Source organism: Streptomyces sp. NPDC050988 (genome assembly GCF_044456225.1).
Classification (GTDB): domain Bacteria; phylum Actinomycetota; class Actinomycetes; order Streptomycetales; family Streptomycetaceae; genus Streptomyces.
Window position 1 is genome coordinate 40,577 of the sequence record NZ_JBITFQ010000023.1, and the last position, 16,461, is coordinate 57,037.

The 16,461-nt window shown below is 71.6% G+C and carries 14 protein-coding genes; 7 read left to right on the forward strand and 7 right to left on the reverse strand.

Annotated elements, in window-relative coordinates; all coding sequences use genetic code 11:
- Window positions 1-2 precede the first annotated feature (2 nt).
- Together ACIBEI_RS34880 and ACIBEI_RS34885 are read right to left on the reverse strand one after the other, a co-directional pair.
- On the reverse strand, window positions 3-596 hold the full coding sequence (locus ACIBEI_RS34880) for a (2Fe-2S)-binding protein (RefSeq protein ID WP_189840756.1): 594 nt from the start codon (window positions 594-596) through the stop codon (window positions 3-5).
- Window positions 596-1,486, reverse strand: coding sequence for an FAD binding domain-containing protein (locus ACIBEI_RS34885; protein ID WP_398894368.1), 891 nt, complete (start codon window positions 1,484-1,486; stop codon window positions 596-598). The genes ACIBEI_RS34880 and ACIBEI_RS34885 overlap by 1 nt, the downstream gene beginning before the upstream one ends.
- Window positions 1,487-1,916: 430 nt before the next feature.
- Between ACIBEI_RS34885 and ACIBEI_RS34890 the strand changes: the two genes are divergently transcribed.
- Window positions 1,917-3,626 (forward strand): PucR family transcriptional regulator, encoded by a 1,710-nt coding sequence (locus ACIBEI_RS34890; protein ID WP_398894369.1) that lies wholly within the window; start codon window positions 1,917-1,919, stop codon window positions 3,624-3,626.
- A 164-nt stretch (window positions 3,627-3,790) separates the two neighbouring features.
- Window positions 3,791-4,564 carry a hypothetical protein gene (locus tag ACIBEI_RS34895; RefSeq protein ID WP_200395138.1) on the forward strand — a complete coding sequence of 258 codons (774 nt, stop codon included), beginning with the start codon at window positions 3,791-3,793 and terminating at the stop codon, window positions 4,562-4,564.
- A gap of 87 nt (window positions 4,565-4,651) precedes the next feature.
- Here ACIBEI_RS34895 and ACIBEI_RS34900 read toward each other — a convergent pair whose 3' ends face one another.
- Window positions 4,652-5,410, reverse strand: a complete 759-nt coding sequence (locus ACIBEI_RS34900; protein ID WP_398894476.1) for a GntR family transcriptional regulator — start codon at window positions 5,408-5,410, stop codon at window positions 4,652-4,654.
- Between the two features lie 657 nt (window positions 5,411-6,067).
- Between ACIBEI_RS34900 and ACIBEI_RS34905 the strand changes: the two genes are divergently transcribed.
- Window positions 6,068-6,949, forward strand: coding sequence for a (2Fe-2S)-binding protein (locus ACIBEI_RS34905; RefSeq protein WP_398894370.1), 882 nt, complete (start codon window positions 6,068-6,070; stop codon window positions 6,947-6,949).
- Window positions 6,950-7,341: 392 nt separating this feature from the next.
- Window positions 7,342-8,379: a DUF2637 domain-containing protein gene (locus ACIBEI_RS34910; protein WP_055615044.1), complete on the forward strand. Its 1,038-nt coding sequence runs from the start codon at window positions 7,342-7,344 to the stop codon at window positions 8,377-8,379.
- Between the two features lie 210 nt (window positions 8,380-8,589).
- On the opposite strand, the gene ACIBEI_RS34915 is transcribed toward ACIBEI_RS34910, so the two are convergent.
- Complete coding sequence (locus ACIBEI_RS34915; protein ID WP_055615043.1) at window positions 8,590-9,090, reverse strand: ATP-binding protein; 501 nt, start codon at window positions 9,088-9,090, stop codon at window positions 8,590-8,592.
- 546 nt (window positions 9,091-9,636) lie between these two features.
- On the opposite strand from ACIBEI_RS34915, the gene ACIBEI_RS34920 reads away from it, so the two are divergent.
- Both ACIBEI_RS34920 and ACIBEI_RS34925 read left to right on the forward strand, forming a co-directional pair.
- Complete coding sequence (locus ACIBEI_RS34920; protein WP_307629271.1) at window positions 9,637-10,005, forward strand: hypothetical protein; 369 nt, start codon at window positions 9,637-9,639, stop codon at window positions 10,003-10,005.
- A gap of 91 nt (window positions 10,006-10,096) precedes the next feature.
- The gene (locus ACIBEI_RS34925; protein WP_398894371.1) at window positions 10,097-11,287 is read left to right on the forward strand and encodes a hypothetical protein; all 1,191 of its coding nucleotides are present in this window, start codon (window positions 10,097-10,099) and stop codon (window positions 11,285-11,287) included.
- Between the two features lie 104 nt (window positions 11,288-11,391).
- Here the strand turns inward: ACIBEI_RS34925 and ACIBEI_RS34930 are convergent, their stop codons facing one another.
- From ACIBEI_RS34930 to ACIBEI_RS34940, 3 genes are all read right to left on the reverse strand, one after another.
- The gene (locus tag ACIBEI_RS34930; protein ID WP_398894372.1) at window positions 11,392-12,930 is read right to left on the reverse strand and encodes a serine/threonine-protein kinase; all 1,539 of its coding nucleotides are present in this window, start codon (window positions 12,928-12,930) and stop codon (window positions 11,392-11,394) included.
- A gap of 58 nt (window positions 12,931-12,988) precedes the next feature.
- Window positions 12,989-13,789, reverse strand: coding sequence for a serine/threonine protein kinase (locus tag ACIBEI_RS34935; RefSeq protein ID WP_398894373.1), 801 nt, complete (start codon window positions 13,787-13,789; stop codon window positions 12,989-12,991).
- A 212-nt stretch (window positions 13,790-14,001) separates the two neighbouring features.
- The gene (locus ACIBEI_RS34940; RefSeq protein WP_398894375.1) at window positions 14,002-14,625 is read right to left on the reverse strand and encodes a hypothetical protein; all 624 of its coding nucleotides are present in this window, start codon (window positions 14,623-14,625) and stop codon (window positions 14,002-14,004) included.
- Between the two features lie 320 nt (window positions 14,626-14,945).
- Here ACIBEI_RS34940 and ACIBEI_RS34945 point away from each other — a divergent pair, with 320 nt between their 5' ends.
- Window positions 14,946-16,451: a helix-turn-helix domain-containing protein gene (locus ACIBEI_RS34945; protein WP_398894377.1), complete on the forward strand. Its 1,506-nt coding sequence runs from the start codon at window positions 14,946-14,948 to the stop codon at window positions 16,449-16,451.
- Window positions 16,452-16,461 lie beyond the last annotated feature (10 nt).

Here is a 16,461-nt window from a genome sequence, read left to right on the forward strand (position 1 = left end):
GGTCAGACCGCCTCTCCCTGACGGGCGGCCGCCAGGCGGACCGCGTCCATGATCTTCTCGTAGCCGGTGCAGCGGCAGAGGTTGCCCGACAGCGCCTCGCGGATGTCCGCGTCGCTCGGGGTCGGGTTGCGCTCCAGCATCTCGTCGGCGGCGACCAGCAGGCCGGGCGTGCAGAAGCCGCACTGGACGGCGCCGGCGTCGATGAACGCCTGCTGGATCGGGGAGAGTTCGGTGCCCTCGCCGGCCTGCGAGTCGGACGGCCTGGCCTCCCACCGCTTGGCCGCGTCCAGGGGCGTACCGCAGGCTCCGGAAGCTCCGGAGGCACAACCCCCGTGCTCCGCGCGCTGTTTGGCGAAGTCGGCGAGGCCCTCGACCGTGACGACCTCGCGGCCCTCGACCTGGCCGGCCGCGACCAGACAGGAACACACCGGCACGCCGTCCAGGCGGACCGTGCAGGAGCCGCACTCGCCCTGCTCGCAGGCGTTCTTGGAGCCGGGAAGACCCATGCGCTCGCGCAGGACGTAGAGCAGGCTCTCGCCCTCCCAGACGTCGTCGGCTTCCTGCGGACGGCCGTTGACCGTGAAATTGACGCGCATTACGCGACTCCCTCCGAATGGGCGGCGGTGCCGCGGTACGACTCCCAGGTCCAGGTCAGCGTGCGGCGGGCCATGATGCCGACCGCGTGGCGGCGGTAGCTCGCCGTGCCCCGGACGTCGTCGATCGGGTTGCAGGCGGCCGAGCACAGCTCGGCGAACTGCTTGGCGACCGACGGGGTGATGATCCTGCCGTTGTCCCAGAAGCCGCCCTCTTCGAGCGCCGCGTTCAGGAACTCCTCGGCGGCCTTGGCCCGTACGGGTGTGGGGGCTGCCGAGCCGATGCCGGTGCGGACCGTGCGCGAGGAGGGGTGCAGGGCCAGACCGAAGGCGCAGACCGCGATCACCATGGCGTTGCGGGTGCCGACCTTCGAGTACTGCTGCGGGCCGTCGGCCTTCTTGATGTGGACCGCCCGGATGAGTTCGTCGGGAGCGAGCGCGTTGCGCTTCACGCCGGTGTAGAAGGCGTCGATCGGGATCAGGCGCGTGCCTCGTACGGACTCGGCCTCGACCTCCGCGCCCGCCGCGAGGAGGGCGGGGTGGGCGTCGCCGGCCGGGGAGGCGGTGCCGAGGTTGCCGCCGACGCCGCCGCGGTTGCGGATCTGCGGGGAGGCCACCGTGTGGGAGGCGAGGGCCAGGCCGGGCAGCTCGCCGCGCAGCTGCTCCATGATCGCCGTGTACGGGACCGAGGCGCCGAGGCGGACGGACTCCTCGCCGACCTCCCACTCACCCAGTTCGCCGATGCGGTTCAGGTCCAGCAGGTACTCGGGCCGGCGGTGGTCGAAGTTGATCTCGACCATCACATCGGTGCCACCCGCAATCGGCACAGCGGTGGGGTGCTCGGCCTTCGCGGCGAGCGCCTCCTCCCAGCTGGCGGGGCGAAGGAAGTCCATGACCGGCTCTCTTCTTCGTCTCGTGGATGGTTCTGATCAAGCCAGTTCGTGTGCGGCGGGCCCGGCTCGTTCATACGTTGTTCACGTTGATTGAAATCAGTACACAGCGCCGTCGCGCACCTGGGTCAGTCACCGAAACCATGAAGGAGTTCGCTGGCCAGGGCGCGCATCTTGTAGATTCGTATGAATGGAGGGCATCAGCAACCTCCTTGTTTTCCTCCGGAAACACCACACGCAGCCTCGGGAATGAGCGACCACCTGTCGCGAAAGCCCAGGACACGGGCCATGAGGGCCGGAAACATCGTCCACCGGACCCCTCGGGCCCACTCTGCGGAGCCCGGGAACCCGTGCACGGGGCACCCATACTCGGGTCCCTCCGGGAATCATCCAGATCCATCGTAGTTTTCGAGACAGAACGGCGGCGACGAGAATGCGGCTGCGCGCACTGCTGGACACGGACGCGCTGGGCTTGCGGCTGCTCGGCGGCGAGGACGAGCTGGACCGCACGGTCCGTGGCGTGATGACCACGGACCTGCGGGACCCCAGCCGCTATCTCTCGGGCGGCGAGCTGGTGCTCACGGGCCTCGCCTGGCGCCGCGACGCCTCCGATTCGGAGCCCTTCGTACGGATCCTCGCGAGCGCCGGGGTCACCGCGCTGGCCGCCGGTGAGGCCGAGCTGGGCCCCATCCCGGAGGACCTGGTGGCGGCCTGTGCGCGGCACCGGCTGCCGTTGTTCGCCGTCAACGAGTCGGTGGCCTTCGCGACGATCACCGAGCACGTCGTACGGCAGGTGTCGGGCGAGCGTGCCGGGGATCTGGCGGCCGTCGTGGACCGGCACCGCCGGATGATGACCTCGGGTCCCGCGGGCGGCGGCCCGGACGTGGTCCTGGACCTGCTCGGCTCCGACCTGGACCTGCGGGCCTGGGTGCTCTCCCCCGCCGGGCGCCTCATCGCGGGCTCCCCCGGTGCCGAGCCGGGGCTGCCCTCCGCGGTGTGCGCGGCACTGGCCGGCGAGCACCTGGCGGCGGTCCGCACCGGGCGGCGCGGGCCGTACCGGGTGGCGGTGGGCGGCACGACATACTCTCTCTTCCCGATCCGAAGCAGTGGGCGGGGCACGGGCACGGCAGCAGGCACGGCGGTCACAACGGGCGCACCGGGCTCGCGGGACGTCCGCGAGACCGTCCTGTCGGACTGGCTGCTCGCGGTCGAGGCCGATGCCGGGGACTGGCCTGCGGAGCGGCTCGACCTGCTGGAGGGCGTGACCCAGCTGATCTCCGTGGAGCGGGACCGGCGGGACGCGGCACGCACCGTACGGCGGCGGCTCGCACAGGAGGTCCTCGAACTGGTGCAGACCGGTGCCGCGCCCGGCGAGATCGCGGCACGGCTGCGGGTCGCGGCGCCCGTGCTGCTGCCGGGGCTCGGCGCGGCCCCGCACTGGCAGGTCGTGGTCGCCCGGGTCGAGTGGGACGGCGGGGAGATCGAGGGCGGTGCGGTGGCGCAGGCGCTCCTGGAGGAGATCCTCGTCGACCCGCTGTCGTCGGGTCCCGAACCGTCCGACCGGATCGCGGTCGCCCATACGGGTGAGGAGGCCATCGCGCTCGTACCGCTTCCGGCGGTTTCCTCGGAGCACGACGGCTCGGAGGCCGGGCTGCACGCGGACACCCTCCTGGCGGCCGTACGGGACCCGCTGTCGGCGGGCCTCGACGACGACGGGCGGCTCACGCTCGGCGTCAGCGCCTCCGTGCACTCGGCGGAGGGGCTGCGCGGCGCCCTGGAGGAGGCCCGGCACGCGCGCCGGGTCGCCGCGGCGCGGGCAGGGCGGGTGTGCGCGGCCGGGCACCAGGAGCTGGCGTCGCACGTCCTGCTGCTGCCCTTCGTGCCGGACGACGTGCGTCGCGCCTTCACGGCGCGGCTCCTCGATCCTCTCCGCGACTACGACCGGCGCCACCGCGCCGAGCTGATCCCGACCCTTGAGGCGTTCCTCGACTGCGACGGCTCCTGGACCCGGTGCGCCGCCCGTCTGCACCTGCACGTCAACACGCTGCGCTACCGGGTGGGACGCATCGAGCAGTTGACGAGTCGCGATCTTTCCCGCCTGGAGGACAAGCTCGACTTCTTCCTGGCGTTGCGGATGAGCTGAGGTCACAAGCGTGTGCGGCCGGTGGCACCAAGTGCCTCCGCCGCCGCACCCCTTGTCCCACGACTTTGTGAAATCCTTCACCCACCCCCTTGGCCGGGCGAGTGCATTCGTGCTGAGATGCCGCCACCACTCAACAGCTCAATGGCGTGCTCGGGGAGGGCAACGTGGCGCATACCGCCATGTCTGGTTACGGGACGACTGCAGGGGACGATCCACTCCAGACCGCGGTGTGGCGGCTGCGCTCGCGCGCCTGCTGGGCCGACGCGGCGGCGCTCCTCGAACCGCACACGGCATCGGCCGCGCTCCAGCGGGCCTCGCTCCTCGTCGAGCGGTGCCTCTACACCGAGCAGGGCTGGGCGGAGGCGGAGGACGCGCTGCGTACGGCTGAGGCACTGGCCCAGTCCGACGACGAGCGCGGCGCCGCGGCGTGCGAGCGCGGGCAGCTCGCCTACGCGTCCACGCTGCTCGCCGTCCGCGACCGGGCCGACGAGGCACGGGCCGCACTCGGCCGGGCCGCCGCACTGATCGCGCCCGGCGCTCCGGGCCGGGCTCTGCTCGACTTCCGGCGCGGGCTGCTCGCCGAGAACCTCGCCCGTTCCCCGCAGTCCGCGCGCGCCGCCTACCGTCGCGCCCATGCCGGCGCCACCGCCCAGGACGACCCGCTCCTGCTCTCCTTCACCTGGCGCCATCTCGCCGGACTCGCCCTGCGCGAGGGCGAGTTGGCGGAGGCCCGGCACGGCTTCGGTGAATCCCTGCGCATCCGGGAGGAGTTGGGCTATCTGGTGGGCACGGCCCCGGCGTTGGCCTCCCTGGCCGACGCGGAGACCGAGCCGGAGGCCTCGCGGCTGCGTGCGGAGGCTGGGCGTCTGTTCCGGCTGCTGGGTGGCGTACCGACGTGGCTGGCGGACCAGTTGACGCCTCCGGCTGCTACGGCCTGAGCCGTGTGGCTGCCGCCGGCTTTTGTGTCGTGTGCGGGTGCGTGGGGGCTGGTCGCGCAGTTCCCCGCGCCCCTGACGGGGCGCGGCTCAGATGCTGACGAAGTGCTCCCGCAACAGCGCCTCTACCGCCGACAGGTCCTGCGCTGACAGGGCGTCCAGAAGGGCAAGATGCTGCGCCGCGTCCGCCATCAGTTCGAGGCGGGCGCGAGCGGTCGGGCTGCCGCCGAGGGGCCACTGCGCACGCCGGTGAAGCTCGTCCGCGATACGTACGAGCTGCTCGTTGCCCGCGAGGTCGAGGATCGCCCGGTGGAAGGCGCGGTCGGCCTCGGCGTACGTCGCCCGGCAGCCGACGGCCGCCGCCCGGGCCGTCTCCTCCGCGAGCGGGCGCAGGTCCTCCCAGTCGTCGGCCGGCAGGGCGCGGGCGAGCCTCAGCATCACGGGCGCCTCGATCAGCCCGCGGATCTCGGCGAGTTCGGCCAGCTCGCGGGCGCCGCGCTCGACGACGCGGAAACCCCGGTTCGGTACGACCTCCACGGCGCCCTCGGTGGCGAGCTGCTGCATGGCCTCGCGCACGGGCGTCGCCGAGACACCGAAGCTTTCGCCGAGCGCGGGGGCCGAGTAGACCTCACCTGGGGCGAGTTCGCCGGCCACGAGGGCGGCCCGCAGCGCGTCGAGGATCTGGCCGCGGACGGAGGCTCGCTGAATCGCGGGGCGGGGGGATGCGGCCGGGGAGGGGGCCGCGGAAGACGTACGGGCGGCGGGGGCGCCTCTTGAGCCGGATCCACTGCGCGCGCCTGATCCATCGCGTGCGCCTGATCCATCGCGAACGCCTGATCCATCGCGCACGCCGGGGCCGCCGGGCGCCGCCGGTGCGCTCGGCGCTCCGAGTCCGCCGGGCGTGCCGTGGCTTCCAGGTCCCCCGAAACCGCCAGGTGCGGCGGGGGCTGCGGAGGTCCCGTGGTGCCAGGGGTCTCCGAGGGCCTCCGGGGTGCCCGGGCGGCCGGAAGCGGCCGTCGGAGTCCGGCGTGCACCGGTTCCGGGGGCGTCCGCCGAGGCCGGGATCCCCTCGCGCGTCACCCTCGGCTGCGGAATCGGCGTCTCGCTGTGCGTGTGCTCCCCGCGGGCCGTGTCCTCGGGAGGAGCGGGAGCGGGAGTGGGAGTGGCGGCGGGAGCTGAAGCCGGGGTGCCGGGTGTTGCGGCGTCCCGGGGGGCGTCCTCGCGGAACGACCGGCCGGCCGGGCGCTCCCGGCCTTCGCCCGCCGCCCGGGCCTGCTGCTGGGGCACCCGTGGCGCTCCCGCGCCGGGGGCGGTCTCCGAAGGGTCTCCTGCGGTGCCGTACGCCTCGCGCGAACCGGCCTTCTCCACGGGAGCCTCCTCCATGACGGGCAGTGGTGGTGAGTATTTCGGTCGGGGTCCGGAGCGACCCCGACAGAACAGGGTAAACCTCGATCGTATCGGGTAAGGTAAGCCTTACCTGCCACCGATCACTGAACGGGGCCCTGCATGTCCGCTCCCGCCCCGGCCGAGACCTCGCCCGGCACAGAGGAACGCCTGGTCGGCTCGGCCCTCACAGCGGCGTACACGCGGATGACCGAGGTGCTCCCGGCCCTGGGTGTCACAGAACTCGCACCGCACGAACCGGCCCCGACGGGCGACCGGTGGATCTCCGTCGCAGGGCTCGCGGAGGGCGGGGCCGACCTGGACGCGTTCCTCGCGTGGGACGACGACCAGGTACTCACGGACCACGGACGGCGAGGCCGTCCGGACGTGATCGCCAGTTTCGGCCTGCACCGGTACGCCTGGCCGGCCTGTCTGCTGATCACGGTGCCGTGGTTCCTGCTGCGCCGGGTGCCCCGCTTTCCCGTGCGGCACGTCACCTTCCAGCGCATGCCAGGCAGCATCGCCGTACGCGTCGGTGAGTTCGCCTGTCTGCCGGACGACCCGGCGGCCTCGCTGCCCGGCGCCCGAGTCGTCCCCGACGAGGAGGCCCTGCGCGCGGCCGTACGGGCTGCCGTGGCCGAGCACCTGGAACCGGTCCTCGACGGATTCGGCCCCCGGACGCGACGCCGGGGCCGTGCCCTGTGGGGCATGGCGACGGACGAGGTCGTCGAGAGCCTCTGGTACGTCGCCGGGCTCCTGGGTGAGCAGCGGCGCGCGACCGAGGAGCTGGAGCGGCTGTTCCCCGGCACGACCCGGCCGTACGTCGGCACGGCCGGCTTCCGCGAGGTGACCGGTGCGAACGGCGAGTGCCTGTCCACCCGTGACCGCGCGAGCTGCTGCTTCTACTACACGCTCGACGCCGAGGACACCTGCGCCAACTGCCCGCGCAACTCCGAGGCGGTCCGCATCGCGAAGCTGACGGCGGAGGCCGCCGCGGCGGGCTGATCCTCTGGCAACAGGCCGCTTGCGGCGGGCTGATCCTCTGGCAACAGGCCGCTTGCGGCGGGCCGATGCCGTGGCAACAGGCTGACTCCACGTCACGTAAGATCAACTCAGCACGGAACCGGGCACCTTGACGGCGGTTCGTCCGGGCCCTTTGGTTACGGTCGATTCACAAAATCCTCACTTGCCGCAAGAACTTTCCGTGGAACCACCCGTAAGGGTAATCTAACTCGAACTCAACTCCCGCTCCTCAAGCGGCAGTTCGAGGAGAATGCCGTCCTCGCGCATACCCTTGCACTCCCTTGGCGGCCTCTTGCCCCGAAACCCTCTGAGGACGCACGGGATTGGGCCACTATGGCGGGCGTTACGCCCTATCCCAATGCAAGGGACCCCAGATGAGACTGACCGACATATCGCTGAACTGGCTGCTTCCCGGCGCCGTGCTGCTCCTGGGCCTGCTGGCGGCGGTTGCGGTGCTCGCGCGTGGCAAGCGCGCCGGGGAGAAGACCCACGCCGACGATTCGTGGGAGCGCACGGAAGAGCGCCGCAGGCGCAAGGAGGCCGTCTACGGCACCGCCTCCTATGTACTGCTCTTCTGCTGTGCAGCGGTCGCGGCCGCACTCTCCTTCCATGGCCTGGTCGGCTTCGGCGAGCAGAATCTGAACCTGTCCGGCGGCTGGCAGTACCTGGTGCCGTTCGGCCTGGACGGCGCGGCCATGTTCTGCTCCGTACTCGCGGTGCGCGAGGCCAGCCACGGTGACGCGGCGCTCGGCTCCCGGATACTCGTGTGGACGTTCGCGGCCGCCGCTGCCTGGTTCAACTGGGTGCACGCCCCCAGGGGTCTCGGCCACGCGGGCGCCCCGCACTTCTTCGCCGGCATGTCCCTCTCGGCCGCCGTCCTGTTCGACCGCGCACTGAAGCAGACCCGCCGCGCCGCCCTGCGCGAGCAGGGCCTGGTGCCCCGGCCGCTGCCGCAGATCCGGATCGTACGGTGGCTGCGTGCCCCTCGTGAGACCTACGGCGCCTGGTCGCTGATGCTGCTCGAGAACGTGCGCAGCCTGGACGAGGCCGTCGAGGAAGTGCGTGAGGACAAGCGGGAGAAGGAGCAGAACCGTCTGCGTCGGCGCGACCAGGAGAAGCTGGACCGTGCCCGCATCAAGGCGATCACCCGCGGCCACCGCGGAATGATCGGACGCGGCGGCGGCCGTCAGGCGGAACTCCAGCCGGCCCCGGCGGCCACCCAGGTCGCCGCGGAGCCTGCCATAGCAACGCCGGAACTACCGGCACGCGCCGCCCGACCCTCGTTGCAGCCCGTCCGCCGAGGCACTGAGTCCTCGACGGTCGATCTCACCGCGGAGGACGACACAATGGCGCTCCCTCGTCTCGACTCCCTTGAGCGCAAGCTGAAGGACCTGGAGCAGCAGTTCGGCTGATCCGGACCGGGGCCTCCCGAGGCCTCAACTCTGGACGGGGGCACGGCAGTTCATGCCGCGCCCCCGTCCAGTTTCATGTCCGCGCCCGGCCCGGTCTCACAGGCCGGCCCGGTCGGGTCTCACGTGCCTGCCCGGTCCGGTCTCACGTGCCTGCCCGGTCCGGTCTCACGGCCTGCCCTGTCCAGTTTCATGTCCGCGCGCCATCCGGCGTCACGCCACTCCCCCGTCCAGCTCGAACCACACCACCTTCCCCACCCCATGGACCCGGACGCCCCACGCGTCCGCGAGGGACTGCACCAGGATCAGGCCTCTGCCGTGCGTACCGTCGTCGGCGTTCGGTACCCGCAGTCTCGGCCTGCGTCCCACGAAGTCCCTCACCTCCACCCGGAGTCCGCGCGGGCCGACGGTGGCTGTCAGCAGCGCGTCATGGTTGGTGTGGACGAGGGCGTTGGTGACGAGCTCGCTGGTCAGTAACTCCGCTATCTCGGATCGGCCGGGCCGCCCCCAGTGGGCGAGCAGGTCCCGCAGCGCCCTGCGGACCTGAGGCACCGCCCGGAGGTCGCAGCGCCCGAGCCTGAGCCTGAGTTGCGGAACGCCGTGCTGGTCGGTCGTTCCGTCCGCTGTGTCCCCCGCCGTCGTGGTCGTCTGTACCGTCTTCGCCGAGAAGGCCCCGGATACGACGGGACCGCCTCCTCGTGCCTGCCTCTTCATGACCCCCGCCCGCACGCCGCTGTCGATTCCCCTCCTGCTCGAACACGTTCACGGAATGCATGCCCCGGCCCGGATCACGACACTCATGTCGAATCGTCAACCACCCCTGATACGTCCGGAGATGACCTGCTGCCGTCCGGAAAAGTCCCGCGCCGAACCACCCGCCCGAGCCGCCGCCACCCGACGAACGATGACGGGTGGAGACCCGGACGCCCCGGAAGTGGAGGGCCGCAAGGTGAAGGGGCTGCCGTACGCAGTTTCGGGTGCCTCTTCAAGGTCTGACCCGCGCGATCACGCCTGATCCCCGCGTCCTCACTCGCGATGAGACAGGCCAGTACATCTGCCCGTGGGGCCGGCGGTCGGCCCGGCCGTGCCGAACTCTGTCGCGCCTACGGCCCCGGGTGCCGCGCGACCACCCACACTCGGACCAACTACCGATACCGCGCTGCCGATCCGGTCGCAGTCAACCTGACATTCGTCAGGACCGGCCGCCCGCTTCTCTTCCTAGGGTTCGAGTTCACCGACTCCACGGAGGAGTAAGAAGACATGCGCAGACTTCTTCGCGGCGCCGCCGCACTCGCTCTCGCGACCGCGGCCCTGACGGCGGTCGGCACGACGGAGGCCCAGGCGGCCGACGAGTGGGCCGGCTGCCCGTACGGCGCCGTGTGCGTCTACCCGCAGAACCAGAACCCCGCCGTCAGCCCGAGCCACATCTACTGGACGTACGGCACGCACAACCTCCAGAACCAGTACGGCAATCACTGGGTGCTCAACAACCAGTACGACGGTGCGCTCGCGATGCTGTGCTACAGCAGCGGGACGGACTGCACGGCCGACATGCTCGCCGAGGGAACGGGCGTGTACGCCGACCTCACACCGATCAACTCGATCGTCCTCAGGCCGCACCTGGACTGACCCGGCCCGCACCGTCCACCGCTCGAAACCCGCCGGTGCGGTCCCGCCAGTCGTCGGGGCCGCGCCGTTCCTCCCGGGGGAGACAACCACCATGCACCGCACCGCGCGCCTACGCGGAACGGCCGGACACGTGTGGAGAACACTTCTCGCGTCCGCCGCCGCACTCCTCATCCTGTCCTCCGGTGCGGCCACACCGGCCACCGCCGCCGCCCAGGCACCCGCCGCCGCCCAGATCCCCGAGGGCGTCACCGCCGGGGTCGCCGTCTTCGACCGGCAGACGGGAACCTTCACCGAACAGGTCAACGCCGGGACGCCCTTCCGGTCCGCCTCGGTCGTCAAGCTGCTGCTGACCCTGGACTTCCTGTGGAACCGCGGGCCGTCCTACGTCATCCCGGCCGCCGACCGGGCCCGGCTCGAGCCCATGCTGCGCAGCAGCGACGACGACGCGGCCGACTACTACTGGTCCAACTACGGCGGTTCGGCGATCATCGACCGGATGGTCTCCCGGCTCGGCCTCACCGACACCGCCGGGCCGCCCGTCGGCTACCCGGGCTTCTGGGGCTACACCGCCCTGTCGGCCCGTGACACCGTGAAGATCTACCGCTACATCCTGGACACGGCACCGGCCCCCGTGCGCGACTTCGTCATGGGCAACCTGCGCCAGTCCACGCGCTGCGCCTCGGACGACTTCGACCAGCACTTCGGCATCGCCGGGGCGTTCGACCGTCCCTGGGCCGTGAAGCAGGGCTGGGCGGGCTCCTCGTACCCGGAGGGCACGTGCGGTTCGACGGGCACGGCCGCCGCCACGCGCGCGACCTCCGACGCGCGGACCGCCGCCGCTCCGGCCGCCGATGTGAACCTCACCCGCCCGGCGCTGCACACCACCGGCACCGTGGGCGCGGGCGACCGCACCATCGTGGCCGTCCTGACGCTCCATCCGGACGGTACGTCGTACGGCAAGGCCTACACCGACATCGGCCGGCTGACCCGTTCCCTGAACGTGCCCGGCGGGGTACGGCCGACGGGCAAGTGGTACGGAACCTGGAGCGAGCACGTGAACGTCCGCCGGGACCCGTCCACCGCCAACCCGCCGATGACCCAACTGCCCGCCGGTGTCGAGGTGTTGGTGGGCTGCCAGAAGCAGGGCCAGACCGTCAGCGTGCCGCCCTACACCAACGACTGGTGGGCGTATCTGCCCCAGTACGGCGGCTACATCTCCAACATCTACATCAGCTCGCCCGACAACCGGCTGCCGGACGTGCCGAACTGCGCCGGGTCGTAGCCGAGGCGCAAGTGAGTGAGTGAGCCGGGACCCGGTCGCCTGCCGGGTCCCGGCTCACCGTTCGCAGTCGGCGAGAAGGTCACCGTTCGCAGTCGACGAGAAAGTCACCGCTCGTAGTCGGCGAGATAGCGCATCACCTTGTCCACGTGCGGCCGCACTCGCTCCGGGACACCGCGCTCCTCGATGATCGTGCGGTCACTCGTGCGGTAGCCGGCCACGACGAGCTTGACGAGGTCCTTCTCCGGCAGCCCGGCCTCCTTGAAACGCTGGTCGAGCCAGCACACGTACAGGCTCATCGTCGAGATCGCGTCGGGCGGCGACATGTGGTCCTTGTCGCCGTCGCCGTCCCCGTCCACGGCCCAGGCCCGGAACACCGAGGGCGTCCACATCGCGATGCCGAACTCCTCGGAGGCCGGGCGTGCCGCCTTCGCGTCGAACCCGCTCTCCGCCTTGAGCATGGCGGCGAGCACGATGGGGGTGATCTCCTTGTCGGTACAGCGGTGTGCGGCCTTCACGATGACCGGGCGCAGTGCCTTGGGCACGTCCGAGTCCGGCGGGATCTCCCCCGCGGCCACCGCCACCGGACTGCCGGTGGCCGTCGGCGTGGCGGACGTACCGGAGCCACCCGCGTCGTCGGCACCGCCGTCACCTCGTATCAGGAGCCCACCGGTCATGGCGGCGGCGCCGGCCAGGACGGCCGCGACGATCGGCACCAGCCGCCGGCGACGGCGGGGCGCGCCGGAGAGCCCTTCGACGCGGGCCTTGAGGACGTCGGCGGTGTACTCCAGACGCGTGGCGTGGTCCGGCGACAGACAGTCGGCGATGAGCCGGCGTCTGCTCTCCTCGATGTCGGCGTCCAGACGCAGCGGTGCGGTCCCGCGCGCGTAGGCCTGGGCGGCGAGGGAACGGGCCCTGGCGGTGGCCCCCGGGAACGGGTGCAGCCCGCCCGTGAGCACCTGGTGGGCGAGGACGCCGAAGGCCCAGATGTCAGCGGTCGTCCGGACGACCGTGCCCCGTGCGTCGGTGCGCTGCGACCACCACTCGGGCGGCAGATGGTCGAGCGTGCCGAGCGGCGGCATGTGGGCGTGGGTGCCCTCCAGTTCAGCGGCGACCCCGAAGTCGGCGAGCCACACGTCGCCGTCCGCGCTCAACAGGATGTTGGCCGGTTTCAGATCGCCGTGCACCCATCCGGCGCCGTGCATGTGCGCGAGACCGGCGGCCACCGAACGCAGTACGCGGTCCGCGTCGGGCACCGGCCGACCGGCCTCGGTGGCGTCGAGCACGTCCTGGAGGCTGCGCTCGGCACGGTCCATGACCAGGGCGATCGAACCGTCCAGATCGGGATGGTCCGGCGCCTCGACGGTGCACACTGCATGGGTCCGTACGAGGTTGGGGTGGTCCGCCTCCCGGCTGAACCGCGCTTCGCGCTGGACGAGTTCACCGAGGGCGGCCCGCTGTCCCGGAGCCAGGGCGTCGGTGCGCAGCACCTTCACCGCGACCGGGGTGCCGTCGGCGACAGAACGGGCCTCGTGGACGGTGCCCCAGGCGCCGGATCCGATGGGTGCGCCCAGCTCCCAGCCGTCGATGCGGAAGCCAGTGGGGAGGTGCGGCGAGGGGTCTGTGTGGGGGGTGCGGGGGGTCAATGCGGGGCCTTCTTCGAGGGGCGGAGGCGGGCGGGAGCCTTCGCACTGGACGACGGTGTCACGCGGGAGCTTCCTGTACGGGACGGCGGCTCGCCGTACGGCGCGGGAGCAGGGCGAGATGCTCCTCGCGTACGAGGCCGAACCGGAGCGCCGACGCCACCAGTCGGGCGCGCTTGGCACCGGTACGGCCGCCCTGATCCCCCTCCGTGTCTCCCTGGTCCAGGCGCAGTTTCGCGAAGGACAGATAGTCGATGTGGTAGTTGACCGCCGAGCGGGACAGATCGCGGCAGGAGTCCAGTGGACGCAGCCGTTCCGCGATCTCTCCCGCGCCGGGGAGCGTCGTGTCCGAGGGCTCGCGCAACCGCGGCTCGCACAGCGCCACCAGGACGAGGAAGTACTTCGACGTCTGGTCGAGGGCGAAGGGGTTCACGGTCTGGTCACCGGAGCCGGGCACGGACCGCTCGTCGAGGTAGGCGTGCTGCGGAGCGAACACCTTGAAGTCGACGGTTCCGTTCAGTGCGGGCAGCACGACACGCGAGAACTCGAAGGGGACCGGCGCACCGAGGCGGCCGGGGGCCACCGTGAGGTACTCGCCGGCGCCCTCCAGGTTCTCCACCACATAACCGGCGGCCCGGCTGAAGTTGGACAGCCGCCAGTAGTCCTCGGCGGCTTCCAGCCGTCCCGCGCGCCGTGAGACGCCCGGGTCGGCCAGGACGACGGCCAGGTCCGCGGCCCCCTGCCCGCCGCGCCCGAAATCGGCCATGTCGCCGGGCCCCAGGTGCAGCAGCCCGGGTCCGCGTCGGTCGTGCTCGTCGTCCGCCCACGACGGACCCGGTAATTGGACAATGATCGTTTCCACGACGGCTCTCCCCCGATGAGGTCGCGAGGATTGTAGTGCGCAGATCAACCACAAGCACCGGCGGCGGCCGGTTCTCGCCTCGCCCCCACCGGGTGTTGGTCGTTTGTCGGTCGGTGTCGCTCGATGTCGCTCGGTGATGCTCGTGTGGAGGAGCCGCCCTCTCACACCCCCGTGGCGGGAGGGCGGCTCCGGCACTTTCCCCCCGGCCGCGGTCAGTAGAGCTTGTTGACCGCTGTGGTCGTCGTCTTCTTGAACGCCTTCACCGGCGCGTCGGAGAAGTCACCCATCTGCCCCCAGCGCACGAGGGTCACGGCCCGCCCGTCCCGGCCGACCGAGTAGAGGTTGATGTCGGTGGCGCCCCAGGACGTCTCGGTGTGCAGGCCGTAGGCGTGGGCACCCTCCTCGACCGACAGCTTGCCGTAGTCCTTCAGCGCGGCCTCGGTCTCCGGGTCGGACTGCTCGATGCGCGTCGCGCACACCCGGAGGTCCTTGTTCAGCCGCGTGGCCAGCGCCTTGGCCTTGGCGCTGCTGCCGACGACGATCGTGAGCTGCTGGGCGTTGGTCTCGAGGTCGGTCCGGAAGTCGCGGTACCGGGAGTCGTAGCCCGGCAGGGTCTCCTGGATGCAGAACCGGACCTCGTCCGGCACGCCGTCCGTGACCTTGCCCGCCCGCCAGGAGGACGAGGGGTGCGGGGGCAGTTGCGAGGCCGACAGGAACTTCGGCGACGCGCTCGTGTCCTTCCCGGTGGCGTCGGCCGGGCCGGCGAGCACCGCACCGAAAGCGACGCTCGCGGCGACGAATGTGGTGAGCGAGGCCGCTCGGGTGCGCTTGGACATGGGTCCCCCTGTGTATGAGTGCGTGATTGATCCGCGCGGGTCGGTGAAGTGAGGTGCAGGCGGGAAGGATCCGCGTGCACGGGTGTCGACGCCGGTCCCGGTTGTGGGCTGCCACCGGGTGGTCGGTCCGGCGGCGGTCGGTGCGACACCAAGAGCATCAGCCGTCACTCGGGGCCTGCGCAACAGCCAACGCCGGATCCACGACGGTGGAACCATCCCAGGCCATCTGACGTGCAGGTACATGGAGTGCCTGGGATGCCCTCCCGGGACGGGAACCGCCCCTTCGACCAGGGGGCCACGACGAGAAGCACGGGGGCACGGTGTCGACTCGGGACGACGACGTCGAGGAGTTCGCGGCACTGCTGAGGCGCTTGAAGGCGCGCACGGACCGCAGTTACGGCGCCCTCGCGCGCCGGGTGAACATGAACACCTCGACGCTGCACCGCTACTGCGCCGGTGACGCGGTGCCACTCGACTTCGCACCCGTGGAGCGGTTCGCCGCACTGTGCGGGGCGACACCGGCCGAGCGGCTCGAACTGCACCGCCTCTGGATCCTGGCGGTGGCGGCACGGCAGAGACCGCGGGGGTCGGGGGCGCAGGAGAGTCCGGATCCGGAGTTGGATCCGGACTCAACTCCGGATCCAACTTCGGATCCGGTTCCGGCTCCGGCTCCGGTCACCGACGCGGCAGGCACCGGGACCGAGGGAAGTCACGGGCCAGAGCGAGTCGGCGGCCCCGACGGAAGCCACGGGCCCGAAGGCAGCGACGAGTCGGAGTCAGGGTCTTCGGGCGCGGGCGCGGGCGCGGACACGGTGGCCGACCCGGCATCGAGCGTGCCGACCGTTTCCAGTTCCTCCGGCGGCCCGGGTCCGCGCCCCCGCCGGGCCTGGTACCGGCGGCGGGTCGCGGTCACCGCCGCCGTGGTGACCGTACTGCTCGTCACGCTGGGCAGCCTGTCCGCGCTGTCGGACGACCGCCGGTCCGACGACGCCTCCCGGAACGTCGGCCCGAGCGAGGGCCCGACCTCGACAGACACCGGTGACCCACGTGATCGCCGGTCCACGAGCCCGTCGCCGAAGGCCTCCGGACCGTCCTCGGCCTCACCGTCGCCCGACGGCAAGGGAAAGTCGTCCGCACCCCCCGGCAAGGACGGCGAGCCGTCGGCGAACGCCGGCCGCCCGAACGGTTCCGGTACCACCGGCCTCCCGCTGGCCTGGACCGCGAACTCGCACGGCTGGACGTTCGACTGCGGCCATGAGTACGTCGTCGACAAGAAGCCGGAGGATGTACCACCGCCTCCGATCACGCAGGACGCCGCAAGGTGGGCGGCCAGCCAGAACGCGGTGCACGGGCGCGAGACGATCGTGAAGATCTCCGTACAGGGAAAGTCGTCCACCGCCGTCGTCCTGGAGGCCCTCCGGGTACGGGTCGTCGGGCGCTCGACCCAACTGCGGGGCGCCGGCTACTCCATGGACGAGGGCTGCGGGGGCGCGGTCACCCCGCGCTCCTTCGCCGTCGACCTGGACAAGGACCGGCCCATCGCACGTGCGGTCCCGGGCGGTGACGTCGACGGGGCGATCCCCGCGATGCGTATGCCCTACCGGGTGTCCGCCGAGGACCCGGAGGTGCTGCTCGTCAACGCACGGACGAACTCCTGCGACTGCCGCTGGTACCTGGAACTCGACTGGTCGTCCCAGGGCCGCACCGGCACGATCCGTGTCGACGATCACGGCAAGCCGTTCCGCACCAGCGGCGTCAAGGGCCTCCCGCGCTACTGGTACGGCTCGGTCGGTTCGGACCGCCAGTGGGTCCCCCGCACCGACTGAGCGCCGGCGC

What these genes read in the sequence shown, in the direction of transcription:
- ACIBEI_RS34905 (WP_398894370.1), top strand. Translation starts at nt 6,068, where the DNA reads ATGTCCGCTCCCGCCCCGGCCGAGACCTCGCCCGGCACAGAGGAACGC.
- ACIBEI_RS34915 (WP_055615043.1), bottom strand. Translation starts at nt 9,090, where the DNA reads ATGAAGAGGCAGGCACGAGGAGGCGGTCCCGTCGTATCCGGGGCCTTC.
- ACIBEI_RS34920 (WP_307629271.1), top strand. Translation starts at nt 9,637, where the DNA reads ATGCGCAGACTTCTTCGCGGCGCCGCCGCACTCGCTCTCGCGACCGCG.
- ACIBEI_RS34885 (WP_398894368.1), bottom strand. Translation starts at nt 1,486, where the DNA reads ATGGACTTCCTTCGCCCCGCCAGCTGGGAGGAGGCGCTCGCCGCGAAG.
- ACIBEI_RS34910 (WP_055615044.1), top strand. Translation starts at nt 7,342, where the DNA reads ATGAGACTGACCGACATATCGCTGAACTGGCTGCTTCCCGGCGCCGTG.
- ACIBEI_RS34880 (WP_189840756.1), bottom strand. Translation starts at nt 596, where the DNA reads ATGCGCGTCAATTTCACGGTCAACGGCCGTCCGCAGGAAGCCGACGAC.
- ACIBEI_RS34940 (WP_398894375.1), bottom strand. Translation starts at nt 14,625, where the DNA reads ATGTCCAAGCGCACCCGAGCGGCCTCGCTCACCACATTCGTCGCCGCG.
- ACIBEI_RS34890 (WP_398894369.1), top strand. Translation starts at nt 1,917, where the DNA reads ATGCGGCTGCGCGCACTGCTGGACACGGACGCGCTGGGCTTGCGGCTG.
- ACIBEI_RS34925 (WP_398894371.1), top strand. Translation starts at nt 10,097, where the DNA reads ATGCACCGCACCGCGCGCCTACGCGGAACGGCCGGACACGTGTGGAGA.